22 protein-coding genes are annotated in these 20,505 nt (G+C 72.6%); 16 read left to right on the forward strand and 6 right to left on the reverse strand.

The window, feature by feature from the left end; translation table 11 throughout:
• Positions 1-89: 89 nt before the first annotated feature.
• Complete coding sequence (locus tag ACIQFU_RS03150; RefSeq protein ID WP_402548583.1) at positions 90-512, forward strand: hypothetical protein; 423 nt, start codon at positions 90-92, stop codon at positions 510-512.
• Here the strand turns inward: ACIQFU_RS03150 and ACIQFU_RS03155 are convergent.
• The 3 genes from ACIQFU_RS03155 to ACIQFU_RS03165 all read right to left on the reverse strand — a co-directional run bounded on the left by ACIQFU_RS03155 (position 503) and on the right by ACIQFU_RS03165 (position 4,142).
• Positions 503-1,930: a condensation domain-containing protein gene (locus ACIQFU_RS03155; protein ID WP_402548584.1), complete on the reverse strand. Its 1,428-nt coding sequence runs from the start codon at positions 1,928-1,930 to the stop codon at positions 503-505. The genes ACIQFU_RS03150 and ACIQFU_RS03155 overlap by 10 nt on opposite strands.
• 235 nt (positions 1,931-2,165) lie before the next feature.
• Positions 2,166-3,389: a hypothetical protein gene (locus ACIQFU_RS03160; protein WP_402548585.1), complete on the reverse strand. Its 1,224-nt coding sequence runs from the start codon at positions 3,387-3,389 to the stop codon at positions 2,166-2,168.
• Positions 3,390-3,539: 150 nt separating this feature from the next.
• A complete protein-coding gene (locus ACIQFU_RS03165) occupies positions 3,540-4,142 on the reverse strand; it encodes a TetR/AcrR family transcriptional regulator (RefSeq protein ID WP_402548586.1) in 603 nt (200 codons plus the stop codon).
• A 202-nt stretch (positions 4,143-4,344) separates the two neighbouring features.
• Here ACIQFU_RS03165 and ACIQFU_RS03170 point away from each other — a divergent pair, with 202 nt between their 5' ends.
• The gene (locus tag ACIQFU_RS03170) at positions 4,345-6,225 is read left to right on the forward strand and encodes a protein kinase (RefSeq protein WP_402548587.1); all 1,881 of its coding nucleotides are present in this window, start codon (positions 4,345-4,347) and stop codon (positions 6,223-6,225) included.
• On the opposite strand, the gene ACIQFU_RS03175 is transcribed toward ACIQFU_RS03170, so the two are convergent.
• The gene (locus ACIQFU_RS03175; protein WP_402548588.1) at positions 6,222-7,082 is read right to left on the reverse strand and encodes a LysR family transcriptional regulator; all 861 of its coding nucleotides are present in this window, start codon (positions 7,080-7,082) and stop codon (positions 6,222-6,224) included. The genes ACIQFU_RS03170 and ACIQFU_RS03175 overlap by 4 nt on opposite strands.
• An 81-nt stretch (positions 7,083-7,163) precedes the next feature.
• Between ACIQFU_RS03175 and ACIQFU_RS03180 the strand changes: the two genes are divergently transcribed.
• Together ACIQFU_RS03180 and ACIQFU_RS03185 are read left to right on the forward strand one after the other, a co-directional pair.
• Positions 7,164-7,679, forward strand: a complete 516-nt coding sequence (locus tag ACIQFU_RS03180) for a cupin domain-containing protein (protein WP_402548589.1) — start codon at positions 7,164-7,166, stop codon at positions 7,677-7,679.
• On the forward strand, positions 7,676-8,038 hold the full coding sequence (locus ACIQFU_RS03185) for a DoxX family protein (protein WP_402548591.1): 363 nt from the start codon (positions 7,676-7,678) through the stop codon (positions 8,036-8,038). Before ACIQFU_RS03180 ends, ACIQFU_RS03185 begins: the two co-directional genes overlap by 4 nt.
• A 28-nt stretch (positions 8,039-8,066) precedes the next feature.
• Here ACIQFU_RS03185 and ACIQFU_RS03190 read toward each other — a convergent pair whose 3' ends face one another.
• On the reverse strand, positions 8,067-9,110 hold the full coding sequence (locus ACIQFU_RS03190) for a helix-turn-helix transcriptional regulator (protein ID WP_402548592.1): 1,044 nt from the start codon (positions 9,108-9,110) through the stop codon (positions 8,067-8,069).
• Between the two features lie 117 nt (positions 9,111-9,227).
• On the opposite strand from ACIQFU_RS03190, the gene ACIQFU_RS03195 reads away from it, so the two are divergent.
• Both ACIQFU_RS03195 and ACIQFU_RS03200 read left to right on the forward strand, forming a co-directional pair.
• Positions 9,228-9,635 (forward strand): VOC family protein, encoded by a 408-nt coding sequence (locus tag ACIQFU_RS03195; RefSeq protein ID WP_402548593.1) that lies wholly within the window; start codon positions 9,228-9,230, stop codon positions 9,633-9,635.
• Between the two features lie 58 nt (positions 9,636-9,693).
• Positions 9,694-11,463: a LamG-like jellyroll fold domain-containing protein gene (locus ACIQFU_RS03200; RefSeq protein WP_402548594.1), complete on the forward strand. Its 1,770-nt coding sequence runs from the start codon at positions 9,694-9,696 to the stop codon at positions 11,461-11,463.
• Between the two features lie 154 nt (positions 11,464-11,617).
• Here ACIQFU_RS03200 and ACIQFU_RS03205 read toward each other — a convergent pair whose 3' ends face one another.
• A complete protein-coding gene (locus ACIQFU_RS03205; RefSeq protein ID WP_402548595.1) occupies positions 11,618-12,001 on the reverse strand; it encodes a PLD nuclease N-terminal domain-containing protein in 384 nt (127 codons plus the stop codon).
• A gap of 88 nt (positions 12,002-12,089) precedes the next feature.
• Here ACIQFU_RS03205 and ACIQFU_RS03210 point away from each other — a divergent pair, with 88 nt between their 5' ends.
• From ACIQFU_RS03210 to ACIQFU_RS03255, 10 genes are all read left to right on the forward strand, one after another.
• Positions 12,090-13,547: a menaquinone biosynthesis decarboxylase gene (locus ACIQFU_RS03210; RefSeq protein WP_402548596.1), complete on the forward strand. Its 1,458-nt coding sequence runs from the start codon at positions 12,090-12,092 to the stop codon at positions 13,545-13,547.
• Positions 13,544-14,449, forward strand: a complete 906-nt coding sequence (gene mqnP, locus ACIQFU_RS03215) for a menaquinone biosynthesis prenyltransferase MqnP (RefSeq protein ID WP_402548597.1) — start codon at positions 13,544-13,546, stop codon at positions 14,447-14,449. The genes ACIQFU_RS03210 and mqnP overlap by 4 nt, the downstream gene beginning before the upstream one ends.
• Positions 14,450-14,504: 55 nt before the next feature.
• Positions 14,505-15,155, forward strand: a complete 651-nt coding sequence (locus ACIQFU_RS03220; RefSeq protein WP_402549235.1) for a UbiX family flavin prenyltransferase — start codon at positions 14,505-14,507, stop codon at positions 15,153-15,155.
• 97 nt (positions 15,156-15,252) lie between these two features.
• The gene (locus tag ACIQFU_RS03225; RefSeq protein WP_402548599.1) at positions 15,253-15,708 is read left to right on the forward strand and encodes an Lrp/AsnC family transcriptional regulator; all 456 of its coding nucleotides are present in this window, start codon (positions 15,253-15,255) and stop codon (positions 15,706-15,708) included.
• A gap of 61 nt (positions 15,709-15,769) precedes the next feature.
• Entirely contained in the window at positions 15,770-16,933 is a 1,164-nt protein-coding gene (gene mqnE / locus ACIQFU_RS03230; RefSeq protein WP_087789939.1) for an aminofutalosine synthase MqnE, read from the forward strand.
• Positions 16,934-17,163: 230 nt separating this feature from the next.
• On the forward strand, positions 17,164-17,805 hold the full coding sequence (locus ACIQFU_RS03235) for a UdgX family uracil-DNA binding protein (RefSeq protein WP_402548601.1): 642 nt from the start codon (positions 17,164-17,166) through the stop codon (positions 17,803-17,805).
• A 16-nt stretch (positions 17,806-17,821) separates the two neighbouring features.
• Entirely contained in the window at positions 17,822-18,346 is a 525-nt protein-coding gene (locus ACIQFU_RS03240; RefSeq protein ID WP_402548602.1) for a GNAT family N-acetyltransferase, read from the forward strand.
• 101 nt (positions 18,347-18,447) lie between these two features.
• A complete protein-coding gene (locus tag ACIQFU_RS03245; RefSeq protein ID WP_402548603.1) occupies positions 18,448-18,747 on the forward strand; it encodes a DUF4229 domain-containing protein in 300 nt (99 codons plus the stop codon).
• 140 nt (positions 18,748-18,887) lie between these two features.
• Complete coding sequence (locus ACIQFU_RS03250) at positions 18,888-18,989, forward strand: putative leader peptide (protein ID WP_402548605.1); 102 nt, start codon at positions 18,888-18,890, stop codon at positions 18,987-18,989.
• 74 nt (positions 18,990-19,063) lie between these two features.
• The gene (locus ACIQFU_RS03255; protein ID WP_402548607.1) at positions 19,064-20,422 is read left to right on the forward strand and encodes a dicarboxylate/amino acid:cation symporter; all 1,359 of its coding nucleotides are present in this window, start codon (positions 19,064-19,066) and stop codon (positions 20,420-20,422) included.
• Positions 20,423-20,505 lie beyond the last annotated feature (83 nt).

Here is a 20,505-nt window from a genome sequence, read left to right on the forward strand (position 1 = left end):
ACCCGCACATTTCCCGCCGTGACAGCCGCCGAACCCCTTTGAGAGCCTGAAAGAGCAAGTCCGCAAGGCGTATTGACAGGGGGAAGACGATGCTCTCCGCGCTCTCCGCACGACGCCCGGCGACGGGAGTCGCGGTCGCGGTCACCGCGGCCGCGCTCGCACTGTCCTTCGCACCGGCCGCCGCGGCCGCACCGGCCGGCGGCGGCTCGTGGGACGACCTGGGGACCCGCGACGCGTACTACCAGAGCGAGTACCGGACGAAGACCGTGAAGTCGGCCGGCGGCGACTTCCGGGCCTGCATCACCACGTCGGCCACCACCAAGGAGTCCTACAGCCTGTACGAACAGGACGCCGAGTCCTACAACGCCAAGCGGGTGGCCACCGTCAAGGGCGCCGGCTGCTGGGTCTTCCGCGACATCGGCGACTACGTGGACGGGGACAACAACCGCGCCGAGTTCTACATCGGCACGGAGGACGACCCCGAGATGGTGCGCGTCCACTACTACGACTGAGGCACGTACGACGACCGGGGCACGTCCCCGCGGGCGACGCCCGTGACGATGTCCCGCAGCCGTTCGACGTACAGCCGCAGGTTCTTGTGGGCGACGTCGGTGTCCGGGTAACGGCTCGCGAACCACAGGCCCTCCGGGAGCCGGGTCACCCAGGCGCACACCTGGTCGCCGTAGGAGACCCGGAGCAGCGCGTACGCCGTCCGGTCCGGCCAGCTGTCGGCGCCGGGGACGTCACGGGCGTCGACGTACGACACGATCGAGTACAGGTCGGGTGAGGTCGGCCGGAAATCCGTGCCCAGCAGGCGCAGCACCCGGTCGATCGGCATGCGGGACAGCCGCCGGTTGGCCTGGAGTTCGGCGCGGACGGTGGCGAGGGCGCTGGGGAGGTCGTGGGCCCGGTCCGCCGGGACCTCGATCGGCGCGCCGCCCACGTACCAGCCGACGGACTCCGTCCACAGGGACCGCGACCGGGTGTGGAAGGGCACGACCGTGCGGTAGACGGGCTCGCCGCCGATCTCGTGGACGATCAGCGCGGTCGCGGCCAGGACGCCGACGAGGCTGCCGCCGTAGGGGCGGCAGTACGCCTCGAACGCGGCGGCGTCGGCCGCGTCCACCAACGGCTCGCGCAGCAGCCGCTGTTCGGGCAGCGCGCCGCCGGGCCGGACACCGAGGTCGACGGGGAAGGACGGCAGCCGTCCGTCGCAGCGCCGGATGAACTCCCGCCAGCGGGCGACGATGTCGTGGCCGCCGTCGATCCGGTCCGCGTCCGCCCGCTCCGCCTCGCAGAAGTCGACGTAGGAGCCGACCCGGGGGCGCGGCACGGCCCGCCCCGCGACGCAGGCGGCGTACAGCTCGCCCACCTCGGCGGGGATGCGGTAGATGGAGTAGGCGTCGACGTTGCTGTGGTCGAAGGCCATGTAGACGCTGACGCCGTCGTCGCGGACGACCGCCGTGTAGATGAGGTTGGGCCAGCGCAGGGCGTCCGCGACCCGGTCGAAGCGGTCCTGGAGGTGCCGGGCGAGGTCCGCCGCGTCGGGAAAGTCCCCGACGTCCTCGCGGTGCAGGGCCACGGCGTCCGCGTCGAGCGTGAACCGGCGCATGGTGTCACCGCTTTCGCCGCTCCACCGGAAGCCGCTGCGCAGCGTCTCGTGCCGCAGGGTCCAGGCGCGCAGCGCCTCCTGGAGCACGTCGAGGTCGACCGGGCCCGGGATGTCGAAGGCCGCGCCGAGCCAGGTGGGCACGAACAGCCCGTCCTCGCGCACCGACCGTGCCGTCCGGATGTGCGACTCCTGGATGTACGCGGGCGGCCGCGTGTCCTCGGGCAGCGCCGCCGCGATGTCGAGCGTGCCGGGGCTGAGCGTCCACTCGACGAGGCGCCCGGGACGGATCTCGCAGCGCTGGATGTCGGTCATTCGCACGAGGAGGTCTCCGTTCGCAGATGTACAGACCCGACCAAGGGAATGCCGTCTCCGCGACCGAGCACCGGGTGTGTCGACACTGTTCAACGGAACGGATGGCCTCTCGAACGCCGATCCGCCCCTGCGGCCGGCCGCCCCTTCACCCTTCCCCCCTGCGGCCTTCACCCGTCACTCCTGGTGTGCGCGCAGGGCGCCCGCTCCCGCCGGCCCCGCCGCACCCCGGACCTCGCGGCGATCACCGGGCCGGGGCGTCTCCGCGCCGGGTGTCGACCAAGGACGCGAGGAGGGCGTAGTACGCCGTGGGCCTGGTGGCGAAGTCGGCCCGCGCCGCCAGGCCGTCCGGGTCGGGGTCCCCGCCCCTCAGGAGGTCGACCGAGGCCTGGGCGAACCGCTCGGCCAGGCTCTCCCGTTCGGCCCCGGCCAGCAGCGCGCGCAGCGCGGCCACCGCAGCCGGTACCCGGGCGCGCTCCTCACGTCCCGCCTCCAGCATGTGCCTCCACCCGGCGGCGGGCGCGGCGTCGGCCAGCTCCCGGTCCAGCGCCGCGGCCAGCCGGCCTCCGGCCTCCGCCGCGCTGCGGGCCGCCGGTCCGGCCTCCACGAGGACACGGAGGGCGCCCAGCAGTGCCGCGGTCCGCGGATCGGTGCCGTCCGCGTCCAGCCGTACCGCCGTGTCCCGGTCCACGGCGTCGGCGGCCGACCGCGCGGCCTCCCACGCCTTCTCGCCCTGACGCCGCCTCACCCCGCAGGTGTGGGTCACACCCCAGGCTCCGGCGTCCAGCACGTCGCGCACACTGCGGATGCCGTGCGCCGTCAGCTGCCTGGTCGGCAGGCGGGTCCGGGACGACTTGCGCAGCCGCGCGACCGGCAGCCGGGCCAGCCGCTCACGCACCAGCTCCTCGTGCAGCGGTGCCCACGCCTCCCGGACCGTGTCCTCGGCCCGCGCGCAGTCCTCGGCCACCCCGGCGGCCGCGTCCCGCAGCCGCCGCGCACGACGGACGAGCACGGGACGCGTCCCGCACAGCCGCGCCACGGAACGGATGTTGCCGCCGACGACGCCGACGGTCGTCACGAGCAGGCCGACGGCCACCAGGGCGTCGGACGCGTCGGTCGACGCCTCGATGTCCTCGTCATCGTCCGTCGAGTACAACTCGCCCCGGTGCGGCCCCTCCGCCAGCACGTAACCGGTGTCCCAGCCCGAGGCGGTGCCGGTCTCGCGGGCCGGCCCCTTCAGTGTGGCGGGCCGGTAGGGATCGCACTGGTACGGCCCCGTGCGCTCGGCGAGTTCGTACGGATCCAACCACCGGACTTCGCAGGATCCGTCGGGTTTCTCGTGAACGACGGTCAGTTCGACGACTTCCAGCTCGGGATACTCCGGACTCGCCATGTACACCGCCACCGAACAGCCGATCAGGACCAGACCCACTGCGACGACCCACCTGAAGAACGGTACGTGCTTCACCCCGGGACCCCCTGCCGCTCGTCCGTCGTGCAACCGACCGGCGCCGAGTCTGTCCGCCTCCGGACTCCGCGACAAGGACGGAGACCGGCAACCGCACCGCCGCCGCGGCTTCCGGAACCACGACAGGGACGGGAGGGGACGGCGGCCCTCCTAGGCCCCGTCCGCGCGGATCGACCGCCAGATCCGCTCCGGCAGGATCCGCGCCGCCTCGTCGAGGTCGACGTCCCGGACGCCGGACAGCCGGCGTCGGGCGACCGCGACGACCGGGCCGAGGACCAGCGTCTCCAGCAACGGCATGGGGAGCGGGGCGACTTCGCCCGCGTCGATGCGGGGCTGGATCCACAGGGACATCGCCGAGACGGCCGGTTGCTGCTCGTCCCGCGTCTCCCGGCCCCGGGCCATCAGGCGCCGGTCGGCGCGCGGGGAGTGGACGAGGAGCGCGGCGCCGGGGTGGTCGCGGACGAAGGCCAGATAGGCCTCGACCACGGCCCGGATCCCCTCGCGGGCCGTCTCGGTGCCGGTCAGCGCGGTGACCAGTTGCCCGAGCAGCCGCCCGGTCCAGCGCTCGGTGAGCGCCGTGAGCAGACCGTCGAGGCTGCCGAAGTGGTGGTAGAGGCTGCCGAGGCTGACCCCGCTGGTCCGGGTGACGGCGGTGACGGTGACGCCCTGCTCGCCCGACTCCGTGTACAGGCGGAGCGCGGCGTCCAGGAGGAGATCCGAGGTGACCTCACCGCGGTGCTGTTTGGGGCTCATGGGCAGGCGCGCTCTCGTCGGTCTTCGTCCGGGGTGCTGCTCTTTCCCCGTTTCTAGAACATTTTTCTAGAAGCTCCTTCCAATCCTATGCCCGTCTGGCCCAGACTGACTCCTGCGGGACGCGCGCGTCCGCCCGGACTTCGGAGGGGAGCGGGCGGGCCGCGGGTCCCGGTCGTCGGGGCAACGGGGAGACGGGGCAGACGTGTTGGAGCTGGGCGGCGGCGGAGCGGAACCGCTGGAGGACGGGGACCCGCGGTGGATCGGGCCGGTCCCGCTGGTCGGACGCCTCGGCGCCGGCGGAATGGGCCGGGTCTTCCTCGGCGTCCACGAGGGCCGGTACGCGGCCGTCAAGCAGGTGCTGCCGTCCGTCGCCGCCGAGGACAAGGGCTTCCTGCGCCGCTTCGGGCACGAGCTGGACAACCTCGCCCGGCTGCCCGAGGGCGTGACCGCGCCGCTGCTCGCGGGGGACCGCGAGGCCAACCCGCCCTGGTTCGCCACCACTTACGTACCGGGCATCACCCTGTCCCAGGCGCTGGAGACGCACGGCGGCCCGCTGCCCGCCGGGGCGTTGTGGCTCGTTCTGCGGGAGACCGCCAAGGCGCTGGTGGCGGTGCACGCGTTGAGGATGGTGCACCGGGACCTGAAGCCGTCGAACGTGATGCTGACGGTGGAGGGGCTGACGGTCATCGACTTCGGGGTGGCCAGGGCCGCTGATCAGAGCCAGTTGACGACGGTGGGGAAGGTGGTGGGGACGCCGGCCTACATGTCGCCGGAGCAGGCGTCCGGTAGCCGGACGCCCACGGGGGCGGTCGACGTCTTCGCGCTGGGCGGCGTGCTGGCGTACGCGGCGACGGGGCACCCGCCGTTCGGTGACGACTCGGCGTTGCCGGTGCTGAACCGCATCCTGACGAAGGAGCCCGACCTCCAGTCCCTCAGGGACCTGGACGGCGAACTCGCCGATGTCGTCGCGTCCTGTCTCGACAAGGACCCCGAGGGACGGCCGGGCGCGGCCGAGCTGCTCGCCGTAGCCGAGCGGCACGGACCGTACGAACCGCCGCTCTGGCCGCGCGCCGTGGCCGAGGTGCTGGCCGAACGGGCCGCCTTCGTCACCGGGTTACCCGATCCGGCGGACCTGCCCGCCCCGGAGCCCGGCCGCGCCCCCGAGTCCGGGGCGACGGCTCCGCAGAGCGAGGAGCCCCGACGGCGCGGCAACCGCCGCCGTACCCGGATCTTCCTCGGTGTCGTCCCGGTCGTGGTGGCGACGGGGGCGACCCTCGCCGTCCAGCTCCTGCCGTACGCCACCCACGACAAGGCGGAGGCGGACACCCCCGCGTCACCGTCCGCCTCGGCACCCCCGGACCCGACGGACCCGCCCTCGGCGGCGGCGAAGAACCGGCCGTCCCCGAGCGCGCCGCCGTCGGCCGGCAAGGGCGACGAGAGCGGGAAGGGCGACGAGAGCGGGAAGGGCGGCAAGGACGGAGCGGGCGGCGGGGACGGGGAAGCCGGCCGGGGCGGTGGTACGGCCGCCGGCGGCGCAGGCCAGGACAGCGGCGCCGGCGGCGCGGGCGGGGCAGCCGGCGGGGCAGGCGGCTCCGAAGAGTCCGGCGGGGCGAAGGACTCCGGAGGCTCGGGAGAGTCGTCGGGCTCGGGCGGATCGTCCGGGCCGGGAGACAGCGCGTCCGGTGGCGGTGGCGCGGACACCGGTGCTCCCTCCGGCACGTTCGCCCTCAAGAACGGCGGCAACGGCAAGTGCCTGGTCCCGGACTTCACCGGGTGGGCGGCCACGGGGTCCTGCACGGCGGCGTCGGCCTCCTGGTCGTTCAAGAGCGCCTCCGACGGCAGCGTGAGGATCGTCAACAACTCCTCCGGCAAGTGCCTGACCGCGTCCTTCGTCGGCCAGGTGGCGACGACCGAAAGCTGCGCCCCGATGGGCTTCGAGTCCGCAGTGCTGTGGCGCACCGGGTCGGGCGGGGTGTTGCGGAGCGTCTTCAACGACGGGTGTCTCACCCGGGCCGACGACGGCTCCGTCAGGGCGCAGAGCTGTTCCCCCGGGACGGCGTCGCAGCGGTGGACGCGTACCTAGGGACGGGGACCGTCGAATACGGCGATCGCGGTCCGGACGAACGAGCGGACCAGCGGGGTCGGGTCCGCCCGCGGCCACGCCAGCACCACCCGGCTCGGCGGCAGGCCCGTCAGCGGGACCACGGTGAGCCCTTCGGCCGGCACGTGGGAGGCGAGGGTCATGCCGACGGTCCCGTTCCACAGGACCGCCTGCTGACACTCCCGGACCGTGCGCACCACCGGCCCCGGGCGCGGCTCCCCGCCGTTCCAGTACGCCTGCCACCGGGGATCCGTGCCCTCCGGGAACCGGAACCAGCGGCGGTCGGCCAGCTCGGCCGGGGTCAGGCTCGCGCGGCCGGCCAGCGGGTCGTCGGCGCGCAGCAGGGCGCCCACCGGGTCGGCGCGCAGGGCGTGCGTGGTCAGGCCGGTCGGGTCGAAGGGGCCGCGGGTCAGCGCCACGTCGACCAGTCCGGCGTGTAGCCCGCAGGTCGGGTCGGTCAGGTCGGTCTCGCGGACGGTGACCTCGACGTGCGGGTGGCGCCGGCGGTAGACGTCGGCGAGCCGCAGCACGTCCGGGTCGGCGCTGTCGCCGAGGATGCCGACCGCGAGGGTGGCGGCGCCGGCCGCGGCGGCCACGCGGGCGGGCACCCGTCCGGCCCGGTCGAGCAGGGCGCGGGCCTCGTCGAGCAGCACCGCCCCGGCGTCGGTGAGGGTGACGCCGGCGGAGGTGCGGTGGAACAGCGTGGCGGCGAGTTCCGTCTCCAGCGCCTTGATCGCCCGGCTCAACGGTGGCTGGCTCATGTGCAGCCGGACGGCCGCCCGGCCGAAGTGGAGTTCCTCGGCGACCGCCACGAAGTAGCGCAGCGTACGTAGCTCCATCCTGCGACGATACCCGTACGGTATCGAGCGGGCGGAACAGGTCTTGGACGCCCTCGCCGCCCCGGCGGTGCAATCGGGGGCATGACCGACGAACCGCAGAACGCAGCGCCGTGCGCAGACCCCGCCGTGTCGGTGGTCGGCCCGCACGACGGCGAGACGATCCTGCTCGGCACCACCCGCATGCGCGTCCTCGAGGACGGCAGCCACACCGGCCACCGCCTCGGGATGGCCGAGTCCGTACTCGCCCCGCACACCCCCGGACCGCCCCAGCACCGGCACGCGAGGCACGACGAGGGCTTCTACGTCCTGTCCGGCACGGTGCGTTTCACCGTGGGGGACGAGGACATCGACGCCGTGGCGGGCACGCTCGTGATGGTCCCGCCCGGCGCCCCGCACACCTTCGCCAACACCACCGGCGAACCGGCCCGCATGCTCAGCACGTTCACCCCCGACCTGTACGTGCGGTACTTCCACGACCTGCGCGACCTGTACGCCGACGGCCGCAGCCCGACCCCGCGGGAGAGCCTGCGGACCATGAGCCGCTACGCGACCGAGCCGGCCACCGACTTCGCCCGGCACCGGGGGGCCGGCTCGTGAACGTCGCGTACTGGCTCGTCGCCGGACTCCTCGCCGCCTTCTACCTCTACGGGGGCGGGCTGAAGCTGGTGCGGAGCCGTGAGCGGCTCCGGCCGATGATGGCCTGGGTGGACAGCACCCCGATGCCGGCCGTCCGCGCCGTCGGGCTGCTCGAAGTGCTCGGCGCGGCCGGTCTGGTCCTGCCGCCGCTGACCGGAGTCGCGCCCGTACTGGCCGCGGCGGCCGCCGTCGGTTTCGTCGTCCTGCAGGTCGGCGCGACCGCGGTCCACCTGCGCATGGGGGACCGCCGGGTCGCCCTCAACCTCACCCTCCTGGCCACCGCCGCCGTCACCGCCCGGCTCGCCACGACCTGGCTGTGACCCGCGCCCGTCGTCAGCCGCTCGGCCGTCAGCCGCTCGGTCGTCCGTCGCTCGGTCGCCCGTCGCTCGGCGGGGAGGGCCGGACCGCGTCCAAGAGCCGGTCCGCGAGGTCCGCGACGAGAGCGCGCAGCTCGTCCGGCCGCTCGACGACGAACGGGCGGCCCATTGAGGCGAGCAGCCCCGGCAGCCAGTCGAGGCGCTCGGCCCGGATCTCGACACGGCACCAGGGTCCGGCACCGAGCCCGGCCGGGGGAGGAGCGTCGTCCCCGCCCGCCTCCGCGGCCACGACCGCCACGCTGCCCGGCAGCAGGGCGCGGACCTCCCCTGCCGTCCCCCGCACCCGTACCGTCACCCCGTAGCGGTGAGGGGCCGTGGCCAGCGCCGTCAGCACCCGCTCCGCCGGATCCGGACCGGGCGGCGGTTCGAAGGTGCCGGGCAGCACCCGCGCGCCGGCGATGCGGTCGAGGCGGAACGTCCGGTCGGCGGCGACCGAGAGGTCCCAGCCGGTCACGTACCACCGGCCCCCGTGCGCGACAAGCCCGTACGGGTACAGGGTCCGTTCGCCGCCCCGGCCGCTGCCGCCGGTGTAACGGACCGACACCGGCCGGTGATGGCGCACCGCGTCGGCGATCGGGAGCAGCACCGCGGCCTCGGGCGCGGCGGACTCGGCCGGGGCGGTCGTGAAGGTGAGGGAGCCGAGCACCGCGTCCAGCCGTTGGCGCAGCCGCTCCGGCAGTACCCGCCGGACCTTCGCCGCCGCCGTCTCGCCCGCGGTGCCGGCCGCCGCCGTGATCCCGGTCCGCCGGCCGGCGACCAGGCCAAGGAGTACGGCCAGTGCCTCGTCGTCGCTCAGCATCAGCGGGGGCATGCGGTGGCCGGGGGCGAGCCGGTAGCCGCCGTAGCGGCCGCGCACCGACTCCACGGGGACGTCGAGGTCGACGAGGTGGTCGACGTACCGGCGCACCGTGCGCTCGCCGACGCCGAGCCGGCCGGCGAGTTCGGCCACGGTCCGCACACCGCCCGCCTGGAGCAGTTCGAGCAGGGTCAGCACACGGGACACGGGACGGGACATGCGGGAAAGTCTGCCGCCGATACCGGCCGGATAGTGACCGGTATTGCTCCTAGCGTGAGGCCCGAAGCAGCAGGCCGCATGCGACCCGCGTGCGGCGTCCCGTCAGGAGGAATCCCCATGAACCTCGTCTCGCTCCGCGTCATCACGAGCGACGTCGCCCGTCTCGTCGGCTTCTACGAGCGCGCCACCGGTCTGCGCGCCGCCTGGGCCACCGAGGACTTCGCCGAACTGCGCACCCCCTCGGGCACCCTCGCGATCGGCAGCACCCGCACCGTGCCGCTCTTCGCCCCCGGCTCCGCCCGCCCGGCCGACAACCGCAGCGTGATCGTCGAGTTCCTCGTGGCGGACGTGGACGCCGTGCACCGGAACCTGACCGGGTCCGTCGCGGAGTTCGTCAAGGAGCCCACGACCATGCCCTGGGGCAACCGCGCCCTCCTGTGCCGCGACCCCGACGGCAACCTGGTCAACTTCTTCACCCCGGTCACCCCGGCCGCCGTCGAGAAGTTCGCCGGCGTGGCACGCTGACGGCCCGCCTATGCTGGACCCGCCCGCAGGGGCGAGTACCGCACGCCGGGAGGGATCTGTGTCAGCGCTGGAGCCGGACGACCCGCGCTCCGTCGGGGAGTACCGGCTGCTGGGCCGGCTGGGTGCGGGCGGCATGGGCCGGGTCTTCCTCGGCCGGTCCCCGGGCGGACGGCTCGTCGCGGTCAAGGTGGTGCACGCCGAACTGCTGCGCAGGCCGGAGTTCCGCGACCGCTTCCGGCGCGAGGTGCAGGCGGCCCGCGCGGTCAGCGGCGCCTTCACCGCCCCCGTGATCGACGCCGACCCGGACGCGCCCCTGCCCTGGCTGGTGACCAGCTACATCGCCGGGCCGTCGCTGGAGCAGGCGGTGACCGAGCGCGGCGCCTTCGAACCGCAGGCGGTGCTCACCCTGGCCGCAGGACTGGCCGAGGCCCTGGTCTCGATCCACGCCGCGCACCTCGTCCACCGCGACCTCAAGCCCTCCAACGTGCTGCTCGCCGAGGACGGGCCGCGCGTCATCGACTTCGGCATCGTCCGCAGCGTCGACGCCGACTCCCTCACCGGCACCGGGCACATGGCCGGCTCCCCCGGCTTCATGTCCCCCGAGCAGGTCAACGGGGACGAGGTCACCTGGGCCAGTGACGTCTTCTGCCTGGGCGCGGTGCTGGCCTTCGCGGCGACCGGCGCGGGCCCCTTCGGTGCCGGGCCGACGCCCGCGCTGCTCTACCGCGTCGTGCACAACGCCCCCGACGTGGACGCCGTCGCCGACCCCGCCCTGCGGTCCCTGATCGCCGACTGCCTCGCCAAGGACCCGGCCCGCCGCCCCGCCCCGCGCGAGATCCTGGCCCGCATCGGTCCACTGGGCGGCGACAGCGCGACGGCCCTGCCGCACGCCCACCAGTGGACACCGGCCGGGCGGCCCCGCGCGGACTCCGTGCCCACCCTGGTCGTCCCGCCGCCCGCCGCGCCCCCGGCGCACCCGCGGACCCGGGTCGACACCACACGCCCCCCGGCGCCCGCACCGGCGGACGTACGCCCGACGCGGGCCGGGGGCGACGGCCGCCGCGGCCGACGGGCCTTCCTGCTCTCCGGCGCGGGCGCGCTCGCCGCCCTCGGCGTCGGCACCGGGTTCTGGCTCAACCGCCCGGCCGCCCCGGACCGGTCGGACGGCTCCCCACCCGCACCCTCGCCGTCGCCCTCCTCCGCGACCCCGCCACTACCGGTACCGGTCGGCCGCTGGCCCCTGGACGAGGCCTCCGGCCGGGTGGCGCGGGACACCGCGGGCGGTCACGACGGCACCGCGACCGGCGTCGCCTGGCAGGACGCCGGGGGAGGTGCCCTCTTCGACGGGACCGGCAGCCAGATCGTGACCGACGGCCCGGTGCTGAAGACCGGCGAGGGCCGCAGCTTCACCGTCGCCGCCTGGGTCCGCCTCGCCGTCGTGCCGGGCACCTTCGCCACCGCCGTCAGCCAGGACAGCGCCGACGCCAGCGGCTTTTACCTGCAGTACTCCAGCGAGGACAACGGCTGGGCCTTCTCCCGCCCCGGCCTGCGCGCCGTCGGCCGCACCGCGCCCGCCGCGCACGTCTGGACCCACCTGGCCGGCGTCTGCGACGGCGCGGCCCGCAAGCTGCACCTGTACGTCAACGGTGTCCGGGAGGCGGTCGTCGAGGACACCGCCCCGGCCCCCGCCACCGGCGCCTTCGTCATCGGCCGGGCCTCCTTCGGCGGACGGCCCCGCGACTTCTTCCCCGGCGCCGTCCGCGACGTCCGGGCCTTCGACCGGGCGCTGGGGCCGGCACGGGTCGCCAAGCTCGCCGCCACCGGCTGACGTGACATCACCGGCGTTGCGCGGGCGGCAGTTGGGGCTCCCGTGCCGAAGACGTAGCTTCCGAGGAGTGGCCGCGGCTTCATGATCGACTGACGACCCGACGTGCACCGGCTCCGCCTCCCAGCGCTGGGCCAGGATCTGACGGAGCGGAGCCTCAGGGCTCGTCCCGCCGGCCGCCGCTGCGGTCCTCCTCGTCCTCGGGGCCGCCGCGGCCGGTGTCGTCCCCCGGGCCGTCCCCGGTCCGGTCGTCGGCCGCGCCGCGGGGCTGGTCGCCCAGCGACTTCAGGAAGTCGGGGTTGTCGTCCGGCGCCACCCACTGCCGCCGCCCGCCGCCCTGCCAGGGCGAGGAGCCGGCGGGCTGCCGCTTCTTGCCGGCGATGATCCAGGAGATCGAGCCGACCAGCGGGAAGAGCAGCACGAGGATCGCCCACAGCGGCTTGGGCATGTGGCGGATGTCGGCGTCCTTCGTGCTGATGCAGTCGATGAACGCGTAGACGCTCAAGGCCAGTGGCACGAGGAACATCAGCACCCGGAGCATGGGCTTCTCCAGCTCAAGCGAGGGGGTGGGGACGCGTCAGGGCCCCCAGGTACAGGGCCAGGGTAGCCGCTCGGGGATACTGGACGGCATGGCTTACGACGATCTTCGCTCCCTGCTCAGGGCGCTGGAGCGCGAGGGCGACCTCAAGCGCATCAAGGCCGAGGTGGACCCGTACCTGGAGGTCGGGGAGATCGTCGACCGGGTGAACAAGGCCGGCGGCCCCGCCCTGCTCTTCGAGAACGTGAAGGGCTCCGACCTGCCGCTGGCGATGAACGTCTTCGGCACCGACCGCCGCCTGCTCAAGGCCCTCGGCCTCAAGTCGTACTCCGACATCTCCGACAAGATCGGCGGGCTGCTCCGCCCCGAGCTGCCCCAGGGCTTCGTCGGCGTGCGCGAGGCCTTCGGGAAGCTCGGCACGATGACGCACGTACCGCCGAAGAAGGTGAAGCCGGGCAGCGCGCCCGTCCAGGAAGTCGTCCTCACCGGCGACGACGTGGACCTGGACCGCCTCCCCGCCCTCTTCACCTGGCCGGACGACGGCGGCTCCTTCTTCAACCTGGGCCTGACCCACACCAAGGACCCGGAGACGGGCATCCGCAACCTGGGCCTGTACCGGCTCCAGCGCCACGACAAGCGCACCATCGGCATGCACTGGCAGATCCACAAGGACAGCCGCAACCACTACCAGGTCGCCGCCCGCCGCGGTGAGCGCCTGCCGGTCGCCATCGCCTTCGGCTGCCCGCCCGCCGTGACCTACGCCTCCACCGCCCCGCTCCCCGGCGACATCGACGAGTACCTGTTCGCCGGGTTCCTGCAGGGCAAGCGGATCGAGATGGTCGACTGCAAGACGGTCCCGCTCCAGGTCCCCGCGCAGGCGGAGGTCGTCATCGAGGGCTGGCTGGAGCCGGGCGAGATGCTCCCCGAGGGCCCCTTCGGCGACCACACCGGCTTCTACACCCCGCAGGAGCCCTTCCCCGCCCTGAAGATCGACTGCGTGACGACGCGGAAGCGCCCGCTGCTCCAGTCGATCGTGGTCGGCAGGCCCCCGACGGAGGACGGGCCCCTCGGGAGGGCCACGGAGCGCTTCTTCCTCCCGCTCCTCAAGATCATCGTCCCGGACATCGTGGACTACCACCTCCCCGAGGCCGGCGGCTTCCACAACTGCGCGATCGTCTCGATCGACAAGAAGTACCCCAAGCACGCCCAGAAGGTGATGCACGCCGTCTGGGGCGCGCACATGATGTCCCTGACCAAGCTGATCGTGGTCGTCGACTCCGACTGCGACGTCCACGACCTGCACGAGGTCGCCTGGCGCGCGCTCGGCAACACCGACTACGGCCGGGACCTCACCGTCGTCGAAGGCCCGGTCGACCACCTCGACCACGCCTCCTACCAGCAGTTCTGGGGCGGCAAGGCGGGCATCGACGCGACGCGGAAGCTACCCGAGGAGGGGTACACGCGCGACGGGGGCTGGCCGGACATGGTGCTGTCCGACCCGGATACGGCGGCGAAGGTCGACCGCCGCTGGAAGGAGTACGGACTGTGACGTCGGCTTCCGCCGCCCTGCCGCAGCAGCCGGGGCGCACCAAGGCATTCCTGCGCCTGGTGATGATCGAGCACTCGGTGTTCGCGCTGCCCTTCGCCTACATCGCCGCGCTGACCGCGATGTACCTGTGGGACGGGAACATCCACTGGGGCCAGCTGCTCCTGGTCACGATCGCGATGGTGGGTCTGCGCACCTTCGCGATGGCGGTCAACCGGATCATCGACCGCGAGATCGACGCCCGCAACCCCCGCACCGCCCACCGCGAACTGGTCACCGGCGCCATGTCGGTCAAGCACGCCTGGACCGGCGCGCTGATCGCCCTGATCGTCTTCCTCGGCGCGGCGGCCCTGCTCAACCCCCTGTGCCTGGCCCTCGCCCCGGTGGCCGTCGTGCCGATGGTGGTCTACCCGTACGGCAAGCGGTTCACGAACTTCCCGCAGGCCATCCTCGGCCTCGCCCAGGCCATGGGCCCGATCGGCGGCTGGCTCGCGATCACCGGCTCCTGGTCCTGGGAGGCCGTGATCCTCGGCCTCGCGGTCGGCATCTGGATCGGCGGCTTCGACCTGATCTACGCCTGCCAGGACGTCGAGACCGACCGGCAGGTCGGCGTGAAGTCCGTCCCGGCCCGCTTCGGCGTCCCGGCCGCCGTCTGGGGCGCCCGCGCCTGCCACACGGTCACCACGGCCCTGTTCGTCTGGTACGCCCTCGCCACCGGCGCCGGCGCGTTCTTCTGGCTCGGCCTGGTGATCGTCGCGGGCGCCTTCCTCTACGAGCACACCATCGTGCGACCCACCGACCTGACCCGCCTCAACAGGGCGTTCTTCAGCGTCAACGGCTTCATCGGCATCGCACTGTTCGTGTGCGCGCTGCTGGATCTGCTCGTAAGGGGCCTCACGGTCTGAAAACCCTGAGCCTGCGACTAGGCTCGGCATCATGAAGCCAGGACAGACGCAGCGCGTGCCTTGGATCGTGGGGGTGTCCGGGGCCTCCGGCACCCCGTACGCCGCCGCCGTGCTGCGGGCGCTGCTCGCCGCCGGCGAGAGCGTCGACCTGGTGGTCAGCCGGGCCTCGCGACTCACCCTGCTCGACGAGACCGGCATCTCCTTCCGCGACGCCCACTGGCAGCACGACCTGCGAGAGTGGCTGGCCCGCGGAGCCGACGGAAAGCCGGACACGTTCGACGCGGACGTCTCCGGCGTACGGCACTGGAGCGCGGGCGACCTCGCGGCCGGGCCGTCCTCGGGGTCGTACCCGACGAAGGGCATGCTGATCGTGCCCGCCTCCACCGCCTGCGTCGCGGGCGTCGCGCTGGGACTGTCCAAGGACCTGCTCCAGCGCACCGCGAGCGTGACGCTCAAGGAACGCCGCAGGCTCGTCGTCGCCGTACGGGAGACCCCGCTGGACGGCCGGACGCTGCGGCACCTGGTGACCCTGGACGACGCAGGCGCGAGCGTGGTCCCCGCCTCCCCGGCCTTCTACGCCGGGGCGACGCACATCCAGGACCTGGTGGACTTCATCGCCGGACGCGTACTCGACGCGGCGGGTGTCGGGCACGATCTCTACCGCCGCTGGCGCGGCGACCTCGGCGGGGCCCGGCCCACCGGCTGAGCGGCGCCGCAGCACCGCCTCCCTCCCCCACATTGTTCGTGAACCACACGTTTGTTACCCACATCTTCAGAACTCTTCAGTGGAAGGCTTCGATCGCATGGACGCGGTGGACAGGCAGCTCATCCAGGCCCTGAGGGAGAACGGCCGGGCCTCCTACGCGGAGCTGGGGCGCCTGGTAGGACTCTCCGGACCCAGCGTCACCGACCGCATCAACCGGCTGGAGGCGGCCGGTGTCATCACCGGCTACCGGGCCACCGTCGACTCCGCCTCGCTCGGCCTCGGCGTCACCGCCCTGATCGGCGTCTCGCTCTCCGACGCCGCCGACCACGAGGACGTGGCCCAGCGCCTCAAGGAACTGCGGGAGATCGAGGACTGCTGGTTCATCGCCGGCGAGGACTCCTACATGCTCAAGGTGCGCGCCGCCGACGTGGACGGCCTGGAGAGCATCATCCGGCGGCTGTCGGGCACCAAGGGCGTGTCCCGGACCCGTACCACCATCGTTCTCTCCACCAAGTGGGAGAACCGGGTGGGCGAACTGCCCGAAGAGGTCTAGTCACCGGACCCCGATGGCCGGGGCGTACGGTTTACCCGTCTGTCTCAGAAAGAGGTATCGCATGGACGCCGGGCTCAAGCGCGAGCTGGAGCAGAAGGTCCGCTCCGGTGAGCGGCTGACCCGCGAGGACGGCATCGCGCTGTACGAGTCGGACGATCTCGCCTGGCTCGGCGGCCTCGCGCACGAGGTGCGGACGCGGAAGAACGGCGACGTCGTCCACTTCAACGTCAACCGCCACCTCAACATGACCAACGTGTGCACCGCCTCCTGCGCGTACTGCTCCTTCCAGCGCAAGCCGGGGGAGAAGGACGCGTACACGATGCGCATCGAGGAGGCGGTGAAGCTCGCCAAGGCGATGGAGGGCGAGAACCTCACCGAGCTGCACATCGTCAACGGCCTGCACCCCAACCTGCCGTGGCGCTACTACCCGCGCTCGCTCAGGGAGCTGAAGGCCGCGCTGCCGGACGTCTCGCTCAAGGCCTTCACGGCGACGGAGATCCACCACTTCGAGACCATCTCCGGGATGTCCGCCTCCGACATCCTCGACGAGCTGATCGACGCCGGTCTGGAGTCCCTCACCGGCGGCGGCGCGGAGATCTTCGACTGGGAGGTGCGGCAGCACATCGTCGACCACCGCACCCACTGGGAGGACTGGTCCCGCATCCACCGCCTGGCGCACGAGAAGGGCCTGAAGACCCCGTGCACCATGCTCTACGGCCACATCGAGGAGCCCCGCCACCGCGTGGACCACGTGCTGCGCCTGCGTGAGCTGCAGGACGAGACCGGCGGCTTCCAGGTCTTCATCCCGCTGCGCTACCAGCACGACTTCGTGGACATGAAGGACGGCAAGGTCAGGAACCGCCTCCAGGCGCGCACGCAGATGGCGACCGGCGCGGAGGCCCTGAAGACCTTCGCGGTCTCCCGCCTGCTCTTCGACAACGTCCCGCACGTCAAGGTCTTCTGGGTCATGCACGGCGTCCAGACCGCCCAGCTGGCCCTCCAGCACGGCGCGGACGACATGGACGGCTCGGTCGTCGAGTACAAGATCACCCACGACGCGGACGACTTCGGCACGCCGAACAAGCTGACGCGGGAGGACCTGCTGGACCTGATCCGCGACGCCGGGTTCCGCCCGGTCGAGCGGAACACGCGGTACGAGATCCTCCGGGAGTACGAGGGTCCCGACCCGGCGCGGCGTGAGTCGCCGCAGCCGATGCGGGTGTGACAAGGGGCGGTCCGGTTGTCCGCCGGGCGCGGGCCGGTCGGGGCTGGTCGCGCCCACGCCCCGGAGCCGCACATCGACACAGCCCCGCGCCCCTGAGGGCATGCGCTCACGCCGCCCGAACAGGCGCCGGGGGCTGTCCCGGCCCAGGGGCGCGGGGAACTGCGGGAGCACCGACCCACCCACTCGCACCCGGCACGGGTCCGCAGGGCAACGGCGGGTACCCCCACCGCATGGCCGGTACCGAGGACGCTTACACCGCCGAACCCTTCGTCCCAAGGCGCGGCGGCCTCCCCGCCCTGCGCGAGGCGGCGGCCGGATGCCGCGGCTGCCCCCTGCACCGGGACGCCACCCGGACCGTCTTCGGCGCCGGCGAGGCGTCCGCCCGCGTCATGCTCGTCGGCGAGCAGCCCGGCGACCAGGAGGACCGCCAGGGCGAACCCTTCGTCGGCCCCGCCGGCAAGCTCCTCGACCGTGCGTTGACGGACGCCGGCATCGACCCGGCGGACGCGTACGTCACCAACGCCGTCAAGCACTTCAAGTTCACCCGGGCCGAACCCCGCAAGCGCCGTATCCACAAGGCGCCCACCCTGCGCGAGACGGCCGCCTGCGGCCCCTGGCTGGCCGCCGAGCTGGACCGGGTGGAACCCGAACTGATCGTGGTGCTGGGCGCCACGGCCGGCAAGGCACTCCTCGGCTCGTCCTTCCGGGTCACGCAGGTGCGCGGCACGGTGCTGGAGGAGGAGATCCACGGGCACCCGGAACGCCTCGTGCCGACCGTGCACCCGTCGGCGGTGCTGCGGGCCGACGACCGGGACGGGGCCTACCGGGGGCTGGTCTCGGACCTGAAAGTCGCCGCGGAGAGACTCGCGTAATAGTTACTATTGCACTGTGTCCCTTACTTTCACTTTCGATCCGGCCCTCACCCCCGACCTCCGCGACGGCGTCCTCGACCTGTGGACCGACGTCTCCAACGCCGGCGGCTCCGTGGGCTTCGTGCCGCCGGTCACCCGGGAGGACATCCGCCCCGAGCTGGTCAAGCACATGGTCGGCATGGCCGAAGGGCGTACCCGGCTGCTCGTCGGCCTCGACGGGGAGGGGCGGGTGGCCGCCACCGCGTTCCTCGCCCTCAACACGCACCGGCTGATGAGGCACTGGCTGTGGCTCTACACGGTCATGGTCCACCCGCGCCACCAGGGCCGCGGTTACGGCCGGGACCTGATGGCCGCCGCCGCGGACGCCGCCCGCACCTGCGACGGCATAGAGGCGGTCCGGCTCACCTGCCGGGGCGGGCTCGGTCTGGAGCGGTTCTACGAGTCCTGCGGCTACAAGGAGGTCGGCCGGGTCCCCGGCGCGATCCGGGTCGCGCCCGGCGACGACCGCGACGACGTCGTCATGCTGCTGACCCTGGGCTGACCCCCGGCCCGCCCCCCGGCCCACCCCCCTGCAAGATCGACGGTCCGGCATGTTTCACTGGACAGTGCCTCTTTGTGCCAGAAACGGAAGAGTGGATTGAGATGCTCCGCTACACGCTGATGCGCCTCGGGATCTTCGCAGGCTGCCTCGTGGTCGTCTGGGGGCTCGTCTACGCCGGAGTGTTCCCGCGCGGTCTCGGCGATTCCAACGGCATGTGGATCCTCCTGCTCTCCCTGCTGATCTCGGCCCCCATCAGCTACGTCGCACTGCGCAAGGAGCGGGACCGGGCCTCGGAGCAGGTCTCCGGCCGCGTCACCCGCATGAAGGCCAACCTGGAGGCCAACCGCGGCCAGGAGGACACCGCCGACGACACGGCACGGGCGCAGGGTCAGACCTCGTAACGTCCGTCACGTACGCGCACGCCCCGGCTTCCGAAATCACCGGAAACCGGGGCGCTTTGCATTTCGCGGGCAGTAGTGCACTCCAGCCTCTCAAAGTATGGCTTTGAGTGTCTCAAAGCATGGGTGTTAAAGTCGTGTGCATGAAGCAAGCAGTCGCGCCCTCCACACCGCAGCGCCTCGCGCTCGTGGCGCGCCTGCACGTGGACCTCTGCCGGAACGCGTCCGCGAACTGTCGCCCCTGACGTTCCCCCCCTCATCCAGTCGTCCCCACGTCAGCTCAGCGCGTCCCATCCCGCGTCCCGTCCCCCTACGGAGCATGTCCGTGTCCTCAGAGTCTTCAGCGTCTTCCGCGGCGAAGCCCACGAAGCCCACGAAGTTCCCGCAGTACCTCAAGGTGCCCTTCTGGGCCCAGATACTCGCCGGTCTCGTCCTCGGCGTCCTGCTGGGCTGGCTGGCCCGCAGCCAGGACATATCCTGGCTGGTCACCACCCTGGAGAAGGTCGGTGACACCTTCATCGGCCTGCTGAAGCTGGCCGTCGCGCCGCTGGTCTTCTTCGCGATCCTCGTCTCGATCACCAACCTGCGGAAGGTCAACAACGCGGCCCGCCTGGCCTCGCGCACCCTCCTCTGGTTCATGATCACGTCGCTGATCGCGGTGGCCATCGGCCTCGTCATCGGTCTGGTCACCAACCCCGGCGCGGGCACCGGCCTCACGGCGGCCGACGGCGCCAAGCCCGAGCACACCGGTTCCTGGATCGACTTCCTGACCGGCATCGTGCCGACCGACGTCATCACGCCGTTCACCGAACTGAACGTCCTGCAGATCGTCTTCATGGCCGCCGTCGCCGGTATCGCCGCCCTCCAGCTCGGCGAGAAGGCCCAGCCGATCCTGAACCTGAGCGAGTCGGTCCTCGAACTCCTCCAGAAGGCCCTGTGGTGGGTCATCCGCCTCGCCCCGCTCGGCACCGTCGGCCTCATCGGCAAGGCCATCGCCACCTACGGCTGGGACCTCATCGGCAAGTACGCCACCTTCACCGCCGACATCTACGTCGGCTGCGCCATCGTGATGTTCGTGGTCTACCCGACGCTGCTCGCCACCGTCGCCAAGGCCAGCCCGCTCCAGTTCTTCAAGGGCGCCTGGCCCGCCATCCAGCTGGCCTTCGTCTCCCGCTCCTCGGTCGGCACCATGCCGCTGACCCAGAAGGTCACCGAGCGCCTCGGCGTCCCGAAGGAGTACGCGTCCTTCGCCGTGCCGTTCGGCGCGACGACCAAGATGGACGGCTGCGCCGCGATCTACCCGGCGATCGCCGCGATCTTCGTCGCGCAGATCTTCGACATCCAGCTGGGCATCGGCGACTACCTGCTGATCGCCTTCGTCTCGGTGGTCGGCTCCGCCGCCACGGCCGGCCTCACCGGCGCCACGGTCATGCTCACCCTGACCCTCTCCACCCTGGGCCTGCCCATGGAGGGCGTCGGCCTCCTCCTCGCCATCGACCCGATCCTGGACATGATGCGGACGGCCACGAACGTCGCGGGACAGGCTCTCGTACCGGTGATCGTCTCGGCCCGTGAGGGACTGCTCGACCGCAAGGCGTACGACGAGGCGCACGCCTCGCCGATCGACGAGCCGGAGCGGGACAAGCAGACGCCGGAGCCGGTTCCGGTCGCCGCCTGACCGCCGACCGCTGACCGACGGAACGAAGGACGCCCCGCGCACCTGGTGCGGGGCGTCTTTCAGTTGACGTCCTGGACATCGCC

Origin of the sequence: Streptomyces sp. NPDC093065 (genome assembly GCF_044754585.1) — a bacterium.
Classification (GTDB): Bacteria; Actinomycetota; Actinomycetes; order Streptomycetales; family Streptomycetaceae; genus Streptomyces.

What these genes read in the sequence shown, in the direction of transcription:
- ACIQFU_RS03150 (WP_402548583.1), top strand. Translation starts at nt 90, where the DNA reads ATGCTCTCCGCGCTCTCCGCACGACGCCCGGCGACGGGAGTCGCGGTC.
- ACIQFU_RS03165 (WP_402548586.1), bottom strand. Translation starts at nt 4,142, where the DNA reads ATGAGCCCCAAACAGCACCGCGGTGAGGTCACCTCGGATCTCCTCCTG.
- ACIQFU_RS03175 (WP_402548588.1), bottom strand. Translation starts at nt 7,082, where the DNA reads ATGGAGCTACGTACGCTGCGCTACTTCGTGGCGGTCGCCGAGGAACTC.
- ACIQFU_RS03180 (WP_402548589.1), top strand. Translation starts at nt 7,164, where the DNA reads ATGACCGACGAACCGCAGAACGCAGCGCCGTGCGCAGACCCCGCCGTG.
- ACIQFU_RS03190 (WP_402548592.1), bottom strand. Translation starts at nt 9,110, where the DNA reads ATGTCCCGTCCCGTGTCCCGTGTGCTGACCCTGCTCGAACTGCTCCAG.
- ACIQFU_RS03195 (WP_402548593.1), top strand. Translation starts at nt 9,228, where the DNA reads ATGAACCTCGTCTCGCTCCGCGTCATCACGAGCGACGTCGCCCGTCTC.
- ACIQFU_RS03205 (WP_402548595.1), bottom strand. Translation starts at nt 12,001, where the DNA reads ATGCTCCGGGTGCTGATGTTCCTCGTGCCACTGGCCTTGAGCGTCTAC.
- ACIQFU_RS03210 (WP_402548596.1), top strand. Translation starts at nt 12,090, where the DNA reads ATGGCTTACGACGATCTTCGCTCCCTGCTCAGGGCGCTGGAGCGCGAG.
- ACIQFU_RS03225 (WP_402548599.1), top strand. Translation starts at nt 15,253, where the DNA reads ATGGACGCGGTGGACAGGCAGCTCATCCAGGCCCTGAGGGAGAACGGC.
- mqnE (WP_087789939.1), top strand. Translation starts at nt 15,770, where the DNA reads ATGGACGCCGGGCTCAAGCGCGAGCTGGAGCAGAAGGTCCGCTCCGGT.
- ACIQFU_RS03235 (WP_402548601.1), top strand. Translation starts at nt 17,164, where the DNA reads ATGGCCGGTACCGAGGACGCTTACACCGCCGAACCCTTCGTCCCAAGG.
- ACIQFU_RS03245 (WP_402548603.1), top strand. Translation starts at nt 18,448, where the DNA reads ATGCTCCGCTACACGCTGATGCGCCTCGGGATCTTCGCAGGCTGCCTC.
- ACIQFU_RS03250 (WP_402548605.1), top strand. Translation starts at nt 18,888, where the DNA reads ATGAAGCAAGCAGTCGCGCCCTCCACACCGCAGCGCCTCGCGCTCGTG.
- ACIQFU_RS03255 (WP_402548607.1), top strand. Translation starts at nt 19,064, where the DNA reads ATGTCCGTGTCCTCAGAGTCTTCAGCGTCTTCCGCGGCGAAGCCCACG.